This window comes from Geopseudomonas aromaticivorans (assembly GCF_019097855.1).
GTDB lineage: Bacteria > Pseudomonadota > Gammaproteobacteria > Pseudomonadales > Pseudomonadaceae > Geopseudomonas > Geopseudomonas aromaticivorans.
This window is the reverse complement of sequence record NZ_JAHRGL010000040.1, coordinates 39,171-53,893: the sequence shown is the minus strand read 5'-3', so window position 1 is coordinate 53,893 and position 14,723 is coordinate 39,171. Positions and strand designations below refer to the sequence as shown.

The 14,723-nt window shown below is 62.6% G+C and carries 13 protein-coding genes and 1 tRNA gene; 1 reads left to right on the top strand and 13 read right to left on the bottom strand.

The window, feature by feature from the left end; all coding sequences use genetic code 11:
• Positions 1-23 precede the first annotated feature (23 nt).
• From KRX52_RS13530 to KRX52_RS21000, 8 genes are all read right to left on the bottom strand, one after another.
• A tRNA-Thr gene (locus tag KRX52_RS13530) sits at positions 24-99 on the bottom strand.
• Positions 100-121: 22 nt separating this feature from the next.
• Positions 122-1,225: a glycine oxidase ThiO gene (thiO, locus tag KRX52_RS13525; RefSeq protein WP_217682244.1), complete on the bottom strand. Its 1,104-nt coding sequence runs from the start codon at positions 1,223-1,225 to the stop codon at positions 122-124.
• 118 nt (positions 1,226-1,343) lie between these two features.
• Positions 1,344-4,769 (bottom strand): pilus assembly protein, encoded by a 3,426-nt coding sequence (locus tag KRX52_RS13520; protein ID WP_217682243.1) that lies wholly within the window; start codon positions 4,767-4,769, stop codon positions 1,344-1,346.
• A gap of 18 nt (positions 4,770-4,787) precedes the next feature.
• Entirely contained in the window at positions 4,788-5,441 is a 654-nt protein-coding gene (locus tag KRX52_RS13515) for a hypothetical protein (protein WP_217682242.1), read from the bottom strand.
• Positions 5,442-5,449: 8 nt separating this feature from the next.
• Complete coding sequence (locus tag KRX52_RS13510; RefSeq protein WP_217682241.1) at positions 5,450-6,478, bottom strand: PilW family protein; 1,029 nt, start codon at positions 6,476-6,478, stop codon at positions 5,450-5,452.
• Between the two features lies 1 nt (position 6,479).
• Positions 6,480-7,073 (bottom strand): type IV pilus modification protein PilV, encoded by a 594-nt coding sequence (gene pilV, locus KRX52_RS13505; RefSeq protein WP_217682240.1) that lies wholly within the window; start codon positions 7,071-7,073, stop codon positions 6,480-6,482.
• Positions 7,057-7,584: a GspH/FimT family pseudopilin gene (locus KRX52_RS13500; RefSeq protein ID WP_217682239.1), complete on the bottom strand. Its 528-nt coding sequence runs from the start codon at positions 7,582-7,584 to the stop codon at positions 7,057-7,059. The genes pilV and KRX52_RS13500 overlap by 17 nt, the downstream gene beginning before the upstream one ends.
• A gap of 87 nt (positions 7,585-7,671) precedes the next feature.
• Positions 7,672-8,118, bottom strand: coding sequence for a type IV pilin protein (locus tag KRX52_RS21000; protein ID WP_217682238.1), 447 nt, complete (start codon positions 8,116-8,118; stop codon positions 7,672-7,674).
• 308 nt (positions 8,119-8,426) lie between these two features.
• On the opposite strand from KRX52_RS21000, the gene KRX52_RS13490 reads away from it, so the two are divergent.
• Positions 8,427-8,942 carry a GspH/FimT family pseudopilin gene (locus tag KRX52_RS13490; protein ID WP_217682429.1) on the top strand — a complete coding sequence of 172 codons (516 nt, stop codon included), beginning with the start codon at positions 8,427-8,429 and terminating at the stop codon, positions 8,940-8,942.
• Positions 8,943-8,957: 15 nt separating this feature from the next.
• On the opposite strand, the gene ispH is transcribed toward KRX52_RS13490, so the two are convergent.
• From ispH to ribF, 5 genes are all read right to left on the bottom strand, one after another.
• Positions 8,958-9,905, bottom strand: a complete 948-nt coding sequence (gene ispH / locus KRX52_RS13485; RefSeq protein ID WP_217682237.1) for a 4-hydroxy-3-methylbut-2-enyl diphosphate reductase — start codon at positions 9,903-9,905, stop codon at positions 8,958-8,960.
• A gap of 106 nt (positions 9,906-10,011) precedes the next feature.
• The gene (fkpB, locus tag KRX52_RS13480; RefSeq protein ID WP_090310574.1) at positions 10,012-10,449 is read right to left on the bottom strand and encodes an FKBP-type peptidyl-prolyl cis-trans isomerase; all 438 of its coding nucleotides are present in this window, start codon (positions 10,447-10,449) and stop codon (positions 10,012-10,014) included.
• Positions 10,442-10,951 (bottom strand): signal peptidase II, encoded by a 510-nt coding sequence (lspA, locus tag KRX52_RS13475; RefSeq protein WP_217682236.1) that lies wholly within the window; start codon positions 10,949-10,951, stop codon positions 10,442-10,444. The genes fkpB and lspA overlap by 8 nt, the downstream gene beginning before the upstream one ends.
• Positions 10,944-13,775, bottom strand: coding sequence for an isoleucine--tRNA ligase (ileS, locus tag KRX52_RS13470; protein WP_217682235.1), 2,832 nt, complete (start codon positions 13,773-13,775; stop codon positions 10,944-10,946). The genes lspA and ileS overlap by 8 nt, the downstream gene beginning before the upstream one ends.
• Positions 13,772-14,719, bottom strand: coding sequence for a bifunctional riboflavin kinase/FAD synthetase (gene ribF / locus KRX52_RS13465; protein ID WP_217682234.1), 948 nt, complete (start codon positions 14,717-14,719; stop codon positions 13,772-13,774). Before ribF ends, ileS begins: the two co-directional genes overlap by 4 nt.
• Positions 14,720-14,723 lie beyond the last annotated feature (4 nt).

Here is a 14,723-nt window from a genome sequence, read left to right as displayed (position 1 = left end):
ACGGGCTGTTTGGTCTGAATCAATGGTGCCGGTGAGAGGAATCGAACCCCCGACCTTCGCGTTACGAGTGCGCTGCTCTACCGACTGAGCTACACCGGCTTGAAACGTGGCGCAAAGGCTATCACTGAGCCCGGCGCAGACGCAAGGCGGGCGCGTAGGGAGCGGGATCGACAATCGGCGCCTGGCCCAGCAGCAGATCGGTGAGCAGCTGGCAGGACGCAGGCGCCAGCACCAAGCCGTTGCGGAAGTGCCCGCAGTTCAGCCACAGCCCCTCGTGCTCCGGCACCGGGCCAATGAACGGGATACCGTCCGGCGAGCCGGGACGCAGGCCGGCCCAGTGCTTGACCACCTCGGCGTCGGCCAGCGCCGGCAGCAGCTCGATGGCCGAGGCGCGCAGGCTTTCCAGCGCCTCATCGGTCGGGGTCTTGTCGAAGCCCTCGTACTCCAAGGTGCTGCCGACCAGGATATGGCCGTCGCGGCGCGGAATCGCGTAGCGACCGTTGGCCATCACCATCGCCGGCAGAAAGTCCGCCGCGCACTTGAACAGGATCATCTGCCCCTTCACCGGCTCCACCGGCAGCTCGAGGCCGAGGCTCTTGAGCAGCTCGCCACTCCAGGCGCCCGCTGCCACCACCACCGCATCGGCGCGCAGTTCACCCTGCGCCGTCTGCACACCGACCACCCGGCCGTCCTCGCGCAGGAAGCCCTCGACCGCGCACTGCTCGCGAATCTCGACATTGGGCAGCACCTCCAGCGCCGCGCGCAGCGACTTGAGCAACCGCGGGTTGCGCACGTTGGCCACCCCCGCCATGTGGATCGCATGCCGGTAGCCGTGGCGCAGCACCGGCACCGCCGTCTCCACCTCGGCCATTTCTACCTGCCGCAGCGGCCGCCCCTCGCGCTTAGCCCAGGCCAGCGCCTCGGCCTCGTCCTCCAGGTCCAGCCAGTACAGCCCGGTGACGTGCACCTCCGGATCGACGCCGCCCTCCTCGATCAGCTTGTCGCCCAGCCGCGGATAGAAATCCTGCGACCAGTGCGCCAGCGCCGTCACCGCCTCGCTGTAGCGCCATGGATACAGCGGCGAGACGATGCCGCCACCTGCCCAGGACGCCTCGCTGCCGACGGCGGACTGATCGAGCAGGGTGACGGTGCAGCCGGCCTGCGCCAGCAAGCGCGCCGACTGCAGCCCGATGGCCCCGGCGCCGATGATGAGGATGTTGTGCATGGGGAAGCCTTGTGCTGAAAGAACAGAGCCCGTCTCCATAAATGGGGACGGGCTCCGAGTCTACTCCTCAGTGAACCAGATCGCAGCCGGCAAAGCCCGCCACGAAGCCGAGATTCCGTTATTTATCGGTATCGGAACTCCAATAGGTTCTCTGACGAACCTGATCAACCGTTGGCTCAAGCTCGGTAGTCTTCAAGCCACCTTCGCAACCGATACAGAAAGTAACGACATCACCTTCGCAATCGTTGCCAGTGCAGGAGGGATCATTTTTCACCTTGACAGTACCGATTGTCGGCGCAATCGGCATGCCGGTCCCCACTTCGACCGAGCGCTGCCCGCCGCAGACGCCATCAACACCAATCGCGCCCGAGGCATTGAATAGGTTGACCAAATAAGCCGTGGAAACCCCCATGGGCCTTGAACACATGCCAACTGCGCTGCCTCCCGGTTTGTAGGTATTGAATGCCACCATACCACCGATTGTGACTGAAGAGGTCGCCACCTGTTCGCCACGGCCTGAAAGGCTCATGGACCAACCACGCCTGTTAATCTCACCGAGAATACCCGGCGAGGTACAATTGGTCGGCTCAGAATAGTCAAACATTACGCCATCGTCATTCAGATCGTAGCTTCCGGTATCGGCCGGATCATCACGGAACACATAGAAACGATCATCGACATCCTCGACGTATGGATAATTCTTCTCCAGTGGTCTCTCGCGATTTCCGGAGCCGAACGCCAGATATACCTTGCCATTGAAAGGCAGTGCCGAGGGCGCATGAAGAAACTTGCGCGGGTTGTCTGCATCGCGAGAGTAGCCGATTGTCACAGCCTCCCAAGCATCAGTATCACTAATCGCTGCACCGGAATCTGGATCAATGAAGCTGACCCGCGACAAGTTACCACTCAGATCGACCGCATACGCATAGTCGACATAACCATCATGGTCGATATCTACCAAGGTAATATCGGCTGTAACTGCACCCGGCATGGGAATGGCCTTGACCAACGTGCCATCCTCGGCATCGACCACATACATGGCCCGCCCCTTGGAAGACGTTGGGCAGTTTGTGATCTTGGCATCGGTGTCTTCGCAGCTGTCGTAGCCGCCTCCGAAGATAACCACTGGCGAGTTGCCCTCATCATATCCCTTGAGGTGCGCGGCCATCGGCATGGACCAAGTCTGGCCGATATTTTCAAAGCCCACATCGCAACCCTCATCCGAGTCCGGCAACGGACAGCCCTTGCGCCACATCAACTCCGGCGCATCCGGATCGGTCACATTCAGGGCATATACCATGCGTCCACCGCGTCGCATGGTCGGATAGATGTAGGCCGCCTCTACGGCATTGTCTGCATAGACAACATAGCTGCCAATCGCGCCGTCAAAAAAATAATCCTTGGGCAGAGGCGTCGGCGTTGCCGACATATCCTGGTTGGCGAAGGCCACCAGGGGCTCGTTCACGGACAACCGCTGCAGCTTTTTGAAATGCTCAGGCGCAACCAGCGACCAGCGCTCCTGGCCGGTACGGGAATCGATGGCGCGCAGCAGACCGTCGTTGGTGCCGTAGTAAACCGCCACGTTGGGTGTCGTCTGGCCCGTAGCCATACCGTAGTTGATCGGCAGGGGGCGTGAGTGCACCACATCTCCATGTGCAGTGTGGCGTACCCGGGTCACGCTGGTTTCGACACCATCCGTCACCTGCTTGACCGTTTCCTGACCACGAATGTAGTCGAACACGGTCTGCCCGCCGACATCATCAACGAAATCGGCATCAAACGCAGTCAGAGCCCCCTCTTCGACCGTCAGCACGTTGCGCGAGGTGACAGAAGCGCCCAAGTTACGCAGCGCCTGGGCAGCCCCCCCCTTCTCGACGAAGGGGCCATCCGGCGCATCCGACCAAGGGCTAGTAGTTGCTGCGAAACACTTGCTAAGAGGCGCTGGGCTGACGTTTTTGTCCGCCCAGTAGGTTCCCGAATCCGTGGACCAGAAACTCTGGGAGCACTCGCTGGGGAAGTTGGTCAGGGTATTGATGGCCGACTCCAGATTCGCATCGACCAGCTCCGCCTGTCCATTGAGGATGCCTACCTGATAACGCTTGAGGTTGCCAAACCAGCGCGGAGCCGCATCGCCGTCAGGGCGGAACATACCGATGAACACCTGGTTCTCGTTCTGCGCCTGGTTGTTTGCACTCAAAGGCAGAGCCACCGCCGCAAAGGTCGAACTGGCGGAAAGGATCTCGGAGGCTGCCTTGTTGATCGCATCGACGATGGCCTGCTCGTTCTTGGCGACGAAGTACTTGCCGCCCCCGGCATTCGCCGTACTCAGCATGAGACCGGTATGGTCGGCATCCTGCTGCTTGTTGAACACGTCGATGGTGTAGGTCACCACCGGCATGCGAACACTCTGGTCAGCACCACTGGCATCGGTATAGCTAATGGGCACACCATGCTGGAAGAGGAACTTCGCCCAGTCATCGAGGTTCCAGTTTACCCCCTTGCCGGTATCGGTCTGCCCTGTCGGGAGCACCTCGGTTTCGATGTCATTGACGACCGTATCTACAGTCGCAGTGACCTCGACCGTGTAGTTGTATCGTCCCGCATTACAGCCAGCCGCCACAGGAGCTGGCGTCGCCACGCAGGCACAGGTTGCACCAGCCGGGCAGCTCTGCGCAGCAGTACAGGCAGCAGCACTCACATAACACTTATTATTTTTTTCAGTAGTCACATAGGTGTCCACCGTTCCAGCGGGAATAGTCCTGGTCACAGGCTTCTCCACCGTCGAGAATAGTGGGATGGGCAGTGGACTAGCGGTCCCAACTGGCCCTGCCAGCCCGTCCGCCGAAACATCATCCAGATCCAGGGCTTCGTAAAGACTGGCCAGCTTCCCACTATTGATAGAGCTGTCGGTGGACGGGCCGCTCTGGTTGGGGTTGCCGATGAAGATCACGTAGGTCTTCACGCAGGCATCCTCCGCATCCAGTGGGGAAGCGAACTTGGAGTACGGCGGTTCATAGCCAGCAGAATCGGCGGTCGATGGTGTGCCAGCACCTGCAAAGGACTGATCGTCATCCGCCAGATAGTTGTACACGTCATACATCAGGTTGCCATAAGGCGTTCCCGAGCTACGTTTTTCCAAGGGTGTCTCCACCCCTGCAAATATTTCGTCGAGCTCTCCATTGAATGAGAGCTGAGTGGTGGCCGTCAGCGGCTGGAGATCGAATCGTACGAAGCCACCGTCCTGATTTGCATTACCCTGGGTGGTGAACTCCATCAAGCCGACATTGACCTTGTCTACCAGTCCCCCCAATGCCGTCTTGATTGCACGAACCTCGGACTGTCCCTGGGTGACCCCGCCTGGCCACTGCTGGCTCTGCCGAGACCAGTTGGACGTATTGTCGAGAACGATCAAAATATTCGGCTTACCACCACTCCCACCATTGCCTCCGACGAACACGTCAATATCTTCGGCAAAAGCGAATACTGGCAAAAAAATCATCAACACACTGACAACAAGGCCAGTCAATCTTCGTATCAGGGCCATAATTTCCGTCCCCCCGGACTATATCGGACACACCGATTCAACATTATTCTTTGGCGACCATACTGAAACCCCCTGCCGTACAGTGGCTCGGGCGCCGGTGACACTATCCTCAGCGTCGGCCACAAAATTCCAGATCACCACACTACACTCCGAAGCAGCCAGGCTGCTGGAAGAGCCGCCAGGCCTACCCGATGCCGAATGCGGTGACTGGCAAGAGGTAAATCCATAAGCACTCGCGATCAACCTGTTCTTCAGCTCAACATCCACAGCCGTTTCAGCCTGCTCCAGCAACGCTTCAGCTATACCCAAAACCTCGTCATTAGACTTTGGCGTGACCGTCACGCATGTTGGCGCCCTGACTACCACCGTAATGTCATTGACGCCATCATCATTAAAGTCATAACACCTGTTATTTGCAGAACCACAGGCATTGAGCAGCAGATTGCCTGGATTGCTAATGAAGAGCGTCGAGCTGATCGCCTCCTCAATCGCGGCATTGGCCGCGACCATTGCCTGGGAACGACTTTCCATGTTGCCAGCCACCTGCTGATTGACCTTGACCATATTGAAACCACTGATGGCAAGGAGGGTCACCATGACCAGCATGACCAGCCCGACCAGCAATACGGCGCCGCGCTGGCGCTCGGAAAACTTCAAGGATGTCTTCATCATGCTCACCCTCATATCGCCGGAGCGGATGGTGTTTGTGCGGAAGGCTCTTCCGCTCCCGCGGCGCCTGCAACCACCGGCGACTCGCGGCGGCCGGCGACATTGTTTAAGCGTACGGTGCTGGTATATAGCTGGCGCTTGAAACCATCGGCCGGAGTGTAGGCGGCTTCGTTGCCCATGGTGTAACTGCGATCATCGGTATATCCGGGCGTTGGTTCCAAATTACGCGCCAGCAGCCAGATTCTGATTGCAACGACATTCGCCCACTGGGCCGCTGTCGGCTCACTAACGAATTTGTCGACCTCCCCGTCAGCTCCAGCGCTGTCAATGCCATATTCAAAGTGCAGACGCTCGATACCATCGACCAGCGGCGTAGATACATATGCCCCAGCACCCAATTCAGCACGCATCAAAACATTGTCGTCGCGTACATAGTAGAGCCGACTGAGAAACCGATATACCGGAGCTTGGGAAGTGCAGTCTCGCTGGGTGGCGTCCATATCTGCTACTACCGAAGCGACCTGTAGAAGAATTTCACCCGGATCATCATCCTCACAGGCAGAGACCTGAAGGTGATAGCGGCCACTCTCAAAACCATCGCACTCAGCATCCCCCACAGCACAAGTGCTGGTGCGTCGCACGGCCAGATAATCATTGCCTGCCTTGAATCCGGTCATGCAGTCCGTAGAGCCCGCAGTTAACGCTCCACCACCAAAAACCGGCACATTTACGGCCTTCCTTACATCATCCTCACTTGAGAGACAGGCGGTAACTGTCGGGCTCCCCACGGCAGGCGGAACAGCGCCTGACCACTCACCAAAAAAACCCGTATTGGCCAGCTCGCCTTCCAGCAACTGCATGGCGTAGCGGCCGTTCTCGATCTGGCGGGTGGTGTTTTCGATCTCGATGCGTGTGCGGTTGTTGTTGACGAACACCTCGGAGACCGCCAGCAGGATCATGATGCCCAAGAGCATCGCCACCATCATCTCGACCAAGGTGAAAGCGCCCTGGCGATACCCCATGTTACGCATAGCCGTCATTTCAGACCCCCAGGTAAGCCAGCGTGACCAGCATGGAAACCGCACGGCGCATCCGGTCATCGTCGCCATACGCGCCCTCGCCACAGGTAAGGGACGGAGCAACCGTTGGCGACATGCCCTGCCAGACGACGGTCACGCGCAGGATCACCTCGGAGTTGGCTGAGCCGCTCACGGTTTCAATACAGCCACGGGCGCCGATCATCGCGCCCACCTCGGCACCGTCAGCATCCGCAGCTCCTGCACCTTGCAAGGCCTCATTCCATTGGCATAGGTCAGCGCCGACCACGCTGGCGGTACTGCATACATGACTGGTATCGGTGCCATACACGGTTGCCCCGCTGTACGAACCGTTTCTGGCTTCCGCACGATTGGCATTGACCCTGTTCACCATGTCCTGGACCAGCACCAAAGCATGGGAACGCTGATAGGACTCGAGCTCGGTAGCAAGCATCCGGGTCTGCAGCCCCGCCAGCCCCAGCAGGCCTACTGCGAGGATCAGCAGGGTGACGAGCACCTCGATCAAGGTAAAACCCGATTGGGCGGGCGCCCCACGATTAACCGCGCGCATATCCATCCCCTTATAAGTTCGCGTCATCGCATGCTCCCGACCGGGCGCGACCATCCAGACGGATCACCATGCAGCGGGTTTGACTTGCATCACGGACCGATTCGATTTTCAGCATGGTGGCTGCACTTGCCCGGCCATTCGGGCGGAAAATGATCTCCGTGGCAGCCGGATCCGGCGTTATTTCCACCATCTCCGGCTTGAGATCCTGGCGCTGCAGCACGATCAGGTCCGACCCGGTGCCGACCGTCACCTGCCAGCCTTCGGCGCCCCAATCATCGTCAGCAGCAAGCGGGCTCACCGTGACCGGGCGATTGCGCACCACCGCCTCTGCACGCGCCAGGGTCAGACTGGTATGCAGATCCGCCGCCACCGACTTGGCCCCCTGCCCCGCCATCATCTGATTGACGGCTGGAATACCGACCGCCATGAGGATCGTGAAGATCACCAGAACCGTCATGAGCTCTATCAGGGTGAAACCGGCTGATCCACGGCAATTGATGGCGGCCAGCCCAGGATCGCCTCGAAAATTCATCGACATACAAGAACCCCACGTCTCATTGCGAGACCAGCACCAGAAAGATCAGAATCGAAAGGGTGTGCGCGACGTCTGTACAAGCGCCAAGTGCTACCAGGTCTCGGTGACAGCGGAGCCACCACTCCCGGTGATCCTCTGCTTCACACCCGCACTATCGATCGTCAGGGTGCCATCATCCTTCTGCGCTCTTGTCGCCTTCGGCGTCAGGGTGATCAGGATATAGGGCGGCGGGGTGGTGATATCGAAAGCTTCGAGATCATAATTTTCGGCAACGTTTGCCGGCACCGTTATACCCAGCTCGGTCTCATCAACCGCATATCGCCGCGCATCCAGCATGAACTGCTGCTGGCGTTGGGCCAGGTCCATCAGGAAGGACTGGGCTTCGGCCCGCTTTCCTTTGGCTATGTATTGTTGGTATTGGGGCCAGGCAATGCCCATCACGATGCCGATGACGGCTATCGTCATCATCAGTTCAATTAGCGTGAAGCCATGCTGCGTTTTCTTGTTCACCACGCCACCTATTCCGTTGCGATTCATGGAGCCATGCCAGTCTACCCAAAGGCACTGACAAGGAGGTTGACCTGACTGGCAGAATCACCCATCACGCCTCGCCATCAAGCTCAGCCCGCAGCCTCCTGCTTGTGCCAACAATGATTGCATCCGTCACCCACAAAAAAGAGCCGCCGCACGACAGGCGGCTTCTTCAGCCTCTTGTCCGGCAAGCCACTGTGAAGTAGCGCAAAGTTTGCCCTGCATCGCTGATCGACCTGCAACTACCGGGCTAACCTCTGACAACAGCTTGTGCAGGACGCAGAAGCCCCTCAACCGACAGGAGCACGGATGCCATGCTCGGTTCACACCGCGGTTTTACCCTGATCGAGGCCATGCTGGTGCTAGCCTTGCTATCGATGATCCTTGGCATCGGCGTTCCCGCCGTGCGCCAGATGATCCACGGCCAGCAAGTACGCAAGGCCAGCATCGACCTCGCCACAGCGCTGATCCTCAGCCGCCAGGAGGCGATCATGCGCAGACGTGCAGTCGTGCTCGAGAGGCGGGACGGTGACTGGAGCCTCGGCTGGCGGATCTTCGTCGATCACAACGGCAATGGCGCCTTCGACGCCGGAGAGCTGGTGCTGAAGACCGGCGATGCCATCGCTGATGGCGTGCGCATCAGCGCCAATACGCCGGTCAGCCACTATGTGCGCTACCTACCGACCGGACGCGCCAAGCTGCAAAGCGGCGCTTTCCAGGCCGGCACCATCACCCTGTGTCACGCGGATGCTGCGCAGGCCGTCCGCCGGCTGATCATCAGTGCGACGGGCCGCCTGCGAACGGTGAAGGAAGCTGCAGGCAGCTGTTAGGCTGCCCGCCGTGCTTCAGTCTTCCTGCACCACCCGCAACTCCTTGGGCATGGAGAACGTCACGTTCTCCGGACGCCCGTCCAGCTCGACCACCTCGACGGCGCCCCACTCGCGCAGACGCGCGATCACGCCCTGCACCAGCACCTCGGGGGCGGAGGCGCCGGCGGTGATGCCGATCTTCTGCTTGCCGGCGAACCATTCGCGCAGGAGGTCCTCGGCGCCGTCGATCAGGTGCGCCGGGGTGCCCATGCGCTCGGCCAGTTCGCGCAGGCGGTTGGAGTTTGAACTGTTGGGGCTGCCGACCACCAGCAGCAGGTCGCTGCCTGCGGCCAGTTGCTTGACCGCGTCCTGGCGGTTCTGGGTGGCGTAGCAGATGTCGTTCTTGCGCGGACCCTGGATGGCGGGGAACCTGGCGCGCAGGGCGTCGATCACCTTGGCGGTGTCGTCCATCGACAGGGTGGTCTGGGTGACGTAGGCCAGCGCTGCGGGGTTGCGCACCTCGAGCCTGGCCACATCCGCCTCGTCCTCGACCAGGTAGATGGCGCCGCCGTTGCGGGCGTCGTACTGGCCCATGGTGCCTTCCACCTCCGGGTGGCCGGCGTGGCCGATGAGGATGCACTCCTCGCCGTCGCGACTGTAGCGGGCCACTTCCAGATGCACCTTGGTGACCAGCGGGCAGGTGGCGTCGAACACCTTGAGGCCACGGCGCGCGGCCTCGTCGCGCACCGCCTGGGACACGCCGTGGGCGCTGAAGATCACGATGACGTCGTCCGGCACCTGGTCCAGTTCCTCGACGAAGATGGCGCCACGGGCGCGCAGATCCTCGACCACGAACTTGTTGTGGACCACTTCATGGCGCACGTAGATCGGCGGACCGAACACTTCCAGGGCGCGGTTGACGATCTCGATCGCGCGGTCGACGCCGGCGCAGAAGCCGCGGGGGTTGGCGAGGGTGATTTGCATGGGAAGTCTCGGCACGCGGGGATTCGGAGGGGGCCACCGCCAGCAGGAGCAGATTCATCTGCGACCAGCACAGGTCGCGAATGAACTCGCTCCTACAGGAAGCACATCAGGCGGGCTGCACGTCGACGATTTCCACGTCGAAGGTCAGGCGCTTGCCGGCCAGCGGGTGGTTGAAGTCGATGGTGACCTGCTCGGCATCGAACTGCTTGACCACGCCCGGCAGCTCGGCCTTGGCGGCATCGTTGAAGATCACCATCAGGCCCTCGGACAGCTCCATGCCCTCGAACTGGCTGCGCGGCATGACCTGCACGTTCTGCGGGTTGGGCTGGCCGAAGCCGTGTTCGGGCTCAATGGCGATCGAGCGCTTGTCGCCAGCCTTGAGGCCGTAGAGCGCCTGCTCGAAGCCAGGCAGCAGGTTGCCGTCGCCGACCTTGAAGGTCGCCGGACGCTTGTCGAAGGTGCTGTCGACCACGTCGCCCGACTCGAGCTTGATGGCGAAGTGCAGGGTTACCTGGCGCTCGGGGCCGATGCGCTGTTCAGTCATGGCGGTCTCCGCTTTTGTCGGATTTGAACATGTCCAGGGCCAGCAGCACGGCACCGACGCTGATCGCGCAGTCGGCGACGTTGAAAGCCGGGAAATACCAGCGCTGCTGCCAGTGGACCAGAATGAAGTCGATGACGTGGCCGTAGGCCACGCGGTCGAACAGGTTGCCCAGCGCGCCACCCAGCACCAGCGCCAGGCCCAGCGCCAGCCAGCCCTGGCCGCGGCGCGGCAGGCGCTTGAGCCAGACCACCAGCACGGCGCTGACGCCGACCGCGATCAGGGCGAACAGCCAGCGCTGCCAGCCGTCGTGATCGGCGAGGAAGCTGAAGGCGGCGCCGGTGTTGTAGGCCAGGGTCCAGCTGAAGTAGTCGGGAATGACCACGATCTGCTGGTACAGGCGCAGGCTGTTCTCGAAGTACAGCTTGCTGACCTGGTCGAACACGAAGACGATCGCGCTCAACCACAGCCAGGGCAAGGCACCCAGGCGCCCGGCATCAGGCATGCTCGCGCACCTCGCCGGCACCGTGCACGTTGTCGATGCAGCGACCGCAGATTTCCGGATGCTCGGCGTGCTGGCCGACGTCCGCGCGGAAGTGCCAGCAGCGCACGCACTTGCCGTGCGCCGACTTGACCACGCGCAGCTTGAGGCCCGGCAGCTCGCTGTCCACCGCATCGGCCGGGGCGTCGGCGAGCGGCGCCAGGCTGGCATAGGAGGTGATCAGCACGAAGCGCAGCTCGTCGCCCAGCTTGGCCAGGGTAGCGGCCAGTTGGTCCTCGGCGTACAGGGTGACTTCGGCCTGCAGGCCGCCGCCGATGGTCTTGGCGTTGCGCTGGTTTTCCAGTTCCTTGTTGACCGCAACCTTGACCGCCATGGCCTCGGCCCAGAACTCGCGGCCCAGCTCGGCGTCGGCGTCCAGTTCGAACAGGCCGTCGTACCAGGTAGTGAGGAACACCGACTCGCTGCGCTCGCCCGGCAGGTACTGCCAGATTTCCTCGGCGGTGAAAGCGAGGATCGGCGCAATCCAGCGCACCAGCGCCTCGGCGATGTGGAACAGCGCGGTCTGGCAGGAGCGGCGCGCCTGGCTGTCGGCGGCGGTGGTGTACTGGCGGTCCTTGATGATGTCGAGGTAGAAGCCGCCCAGCTCCTGCACGCAGAAGTTGTGCACCTTCTGGTAGACGTTCCAGAAGCGGTACTGGTCGTAGGCTTCGGTCAGCTCGGTCTGCAGGCGCGCGGCGGCGTCCACCGCCCAGCGGTCCAGCGCCAGCATCTGCTGCGGTTCGAGCAGGTCGGTGGACGGGTTGAAGCCGCTGAGGTTGGAGAGCAGGAAGCGCATGGTGTTGCGGATGCGCCGGTAGGCGTCGGCGCTGCGCTGGAGGATCTGCTTGGACACCGCCATCTCGCCGGAGTAGTCGGTGGCCGAGACCCACAGGCGCAGGATGTCGGCGCCCATGCTGTCGGTGACTTCCTGCGGGGCGATGACGTTGCCCAGCGACTTGGACATCTTGCGGCCGTTTTCGTCGACCACGAAGCCGTGGGTCAGCAGGCCGCGGTACGGCGCGTGGCCGTCGATGGCCGCGCCGGTCAGCAGGGATGAGTGGAACCAGCCGCGGTGCTGGTCGGAACCTTCCAGGTACAGGTCGGCGCGCGGGCCCTGGTCGTGACCCATCGGGTGCGAGCCGCGCATCACGTGCCAGTGGGTGGTGCCGGAGTCGAACCAGACGTCGAGGGTGTCGCTGATCTTGTCGTAGTCGGTGGCCTCGTCACCGAGCAGCTCGCTGGCGTCCAGGCTGAACCAGGCCTCGATGCCCTCTTTTTCGACGCGCTGGGCGACCTGCTCCATCAGCTCGACGGTGCGCGGGTGCAGCTCGCCGCTGGCCTTGTGCAGGAAGAACGGGATCGGCACGCCCCAGTTGCGCTGGCGCGAGATGCACCAGTCGGGACGGTTGGCGATCATCGCGTGCAGCCGCGGCTGGCCCCAGCCGGGGTAGAACTCGGTCTGCTCGATGGCGTCCAGCGCGCGCTCGCGCAGGGTGGCGCCGGCGGTCGGTTGCTTGTCCATGCCGACGAACCACTGCGCGGTGGCGCGGTAGATCAGCGGGGTCTTGTGCCGCCAGCAGTGCATGTAGCTGTGGCTGATGCCTTCGTGCTTGAGCAGCGCGCCGACTTCCTGCAGCTTGGCGACAATCTGCGGGTTGGCCTTCCAGATGAACTGGCCGCCGAAGAACGGCAGGTCCGGAACGTAGACGCCGTTGCTCTGCACCGGGTTGAGGATGTCGTCATTCTGCATGCCGTACTGCTTGCAGGAGCGGAAGTCGTCCTCGCCGTAGGCCGGCGCCGAGTGGACGATGCCGGTGCCGGCGCCCAACTCGACGTACTCGGCCAGGTAGACGGGGGAGAAGCGCTCGTAGAACGGGTGGCGGAAACGGAGGTTTTCCAGCGCCGCGCCATGGGCGCTGGCGATCGCCTCGCCCTGCAGGCCGTAGCGCGCCAGGCAGGACTCGACCAGTTCGGCAGCCAGCAGCAGCAGCTTGTCGCCGACGTCGACCAGCACGTACTCGAATTCGGGATGGACGTTGAGCGCCTGGTTGGCCGGGATGGTCCACGGCGTGGTGGTCCAGATCACGATGCTGGCCGGCTTGGGCAGGCTCTGCAGGCCGAAGGCGGCCGCCAGCTGGTCGGCGTCCTCGACGGCGAAGGCGACGTCGATGGCGTCGGACTTCTTGTCCTGGTACTCCACCTCGGCCTCGGCCAGCGCCGAGCCGCAGTCGAAGCACCAGTTGACCGGCTTGAGGCCCTTGAACACGAAGCCGCCCTTGACCATCTCGGCCAGGGCGCGGATCTCGCCGGCCTCGTTGGCGAAGTTCATGGTCTTGTACGGGTTGCCCCAGTCGCCGAGCACGCCGAGGCGGATGAAGTCGGCCTTCTGGCCCTCGATCTGCTCGGCGGCATAGCTGCGGCACAGCTCGCGGGTCTTGTCCGCCGGCAGGTTCTTGCCGTGGGTGACCTCGACCTTGTGCTCGATCGGCAGCCCGTGGCAGTCCCAGCCCGGCACGTAGGGGGCGTCGTAGCCGGCGAGGGTCTTGGAGCGGACGATGATGTCCTTGAGAACCTTGTTGACCGCGTGGCCGATGTGGATGTTGCCGTTGGCGTAGGGCGGGCCGTCGTGGAGGACGAACTTCGGCCGGTCGGCGCCGAGCTGGCGCAGCTTGCCGTACAGATCGATGCTGTCCCAGTGCTTGAGCATTTCCGGCTCGCGCTGCGGCAGCCCGGCTTTCATCGGGAATGCCGTGTCCGGCAGGTTCAGGGTCGCTTTGTAGTCGGTCATTTCAGGTTCTCTAACGGTTGACCCTGCCAGTGGGCACGGGCGGCGGCGATGTCCGCGTCGATCGCCGACTTCAGTGCCTCCAGGGAGGCGAAACGCTGTTCGTCGCGCAGCTTGCGGTGGAACTGCACCGCCAGACGCCGGCCATAGAGATCACCGGCAAAATCCAGCAGATGTACTTCGAGATGGGCGCGGCCGTCGCCCGCCACGCTCGGCCGGGTGCCGATGTTGGCCACCCCGGGCCACGGGCGGCCGTCCAGTTCGACGCTGACCAGGTAGACCCCCTGCAGGGCCGGACGCAGCCGGTTGAGGCGCAGGTTGGCGGTCGGCGTGCCCAGCTGGCGACCGAGCTTCTGGCCGTGCAGTACCCGCCCGCTGATGCAGTAGGGCCGGCCGAGCAGGCGCTCGGCTAGGGCGAAATCGCCGGCGGCCAGCGCCTCGCGCACCCGCGTGCTGCTGATCCGCTCGCCGCCTTGGGCGATGGTGGCCGCCGACTCGACGGTGAAGCCCTCGCGGGCACCGGCCTCCACCAGCAGGGCGAAATCGCCGGTGCGGTCGCAGCCGAAGCGGAAGTCGTCGCCCACTTCCAGGTGCTTGACGCCGAGACCCTCGACCAGGATCTGGTGGACGAACTGCCCGGCGGACAGCTCGCGCAGGCGGCGGTTGAAGGTCAGGCACAGCACCCGGTCGACGCCGGCCTCGCGCAGCAGCTCGAGCTTCTCGCGCAAGCTGCTGATGCGCCCCGGCGCCTTGTCCGGGGCAAAAAATTCGCGCGGCTGCGGCTCGAAAATCACCACGCAGCTGGGCAGCCCGGCCTGCGCCGCACGCTCGCGCAGGCGCGCCAGGACACCCTGGTGGCCGCGGTGCACGCCGTCGAAATTGCCAATGGTGGCAACGCAGCCGCGCTGGCAGGAACGCAGATTGTGGAGACCTCGAACCAGTTGCATAGAC

Excerpts from the sequence above, each read along its gene's own strand:
- KRX52_RS13515 (WP_217682242.1), bottom strand. The coding sequence starts at position 5,441 with ATGATGAAGACATCCTTGAAGTTTTCCGAGCGCCAGCGCGGCGCCGTA.
- ileS (WP_217682235.1), bottom strand. The coding sequence starts at position 13,775 with ATGACCGACTACAAAGCGACCCTGAACCTGCCGGACACGGCATTCCCG.
- lspA (WP_217682236.1), bottom strand. The coding sequence starts at position 10,951 with ATGCCTGATGCCGGGCGCCTGGGTGCCTTGCCCTGGCTGTGGTTGAGC.
- KRX52_RS13520 (WP_217682243.1), bottom strand. The coding sequence starts at position 4,769 with ATGGCCCTGATACGAAGATTGACTGGCCTTGTTGTCAGTGTGTTGATG.
- KRX52_RS13510 (WP_217682241.1), bottom strand. The coding sequence starts at position 6,478 with ATGACGGCTATGCGTAACATGGGGTATCGCCAGGGCGCTTTCACCTTG.
- ispH (WP_217682237.1), bottom strand. The coding sequence starts at position 9,905 with ATGCAAATCACCCTCGCCAACCCCCGCGGCTTCTGCGCCGGCGTCGAC.
- KRX52_RS13490 (WP_217682429.1), top strand. The coding sequence starts at position 8,427 with ATGCTCGGTTCACACCGCGGTTTTACCCTGATCGAGGCCATGCTGGTG.
- KRX52_RS13500 (WP_217682239.1), bottom strand. The coding sequence starts at position 7,584 with ATGTCGATGAATTTTCGAGGCGATCCTGGGCTGGCCGCCATCAATTGC.
- thiO (WP_217682244.1), bottom strand. The coding sequence starts at position 1,225 with ATGCACAACATCCTCATCATCGGCGCCGGGGCCATCGGGCTGCAGTCG.
- KRX52_RS21000 (WP_217682238.1), bottom strand. The coding sequence starts at position 8,118 with ATGAATCGCAACGGAATAGGTGGCGTGGTGAACAAGAAAACGCAGCAT.
- ribF (WP_217682234.1), bottom strand. The coding sequence starts at position 14,719 with ATGCAACTGGTTCGAGGTCTCCACAATCTGCGTTCCTGCCAGCGCGGC.
- pilV (WP_217682240.1), bottom strand. The coding sequence starts at position 7,073 with ATGACGCGAACTTATAAGGGGATGGATATGCGCGCGGTTAATCGTGGG.
- fkpB (WP_090310574.1), bottom strand. The coding sequence starts at position 10,449 with ATGACTGAACAGCGCATCGGCCCCGAGCGCCAGGTAACCCTGCACTTC.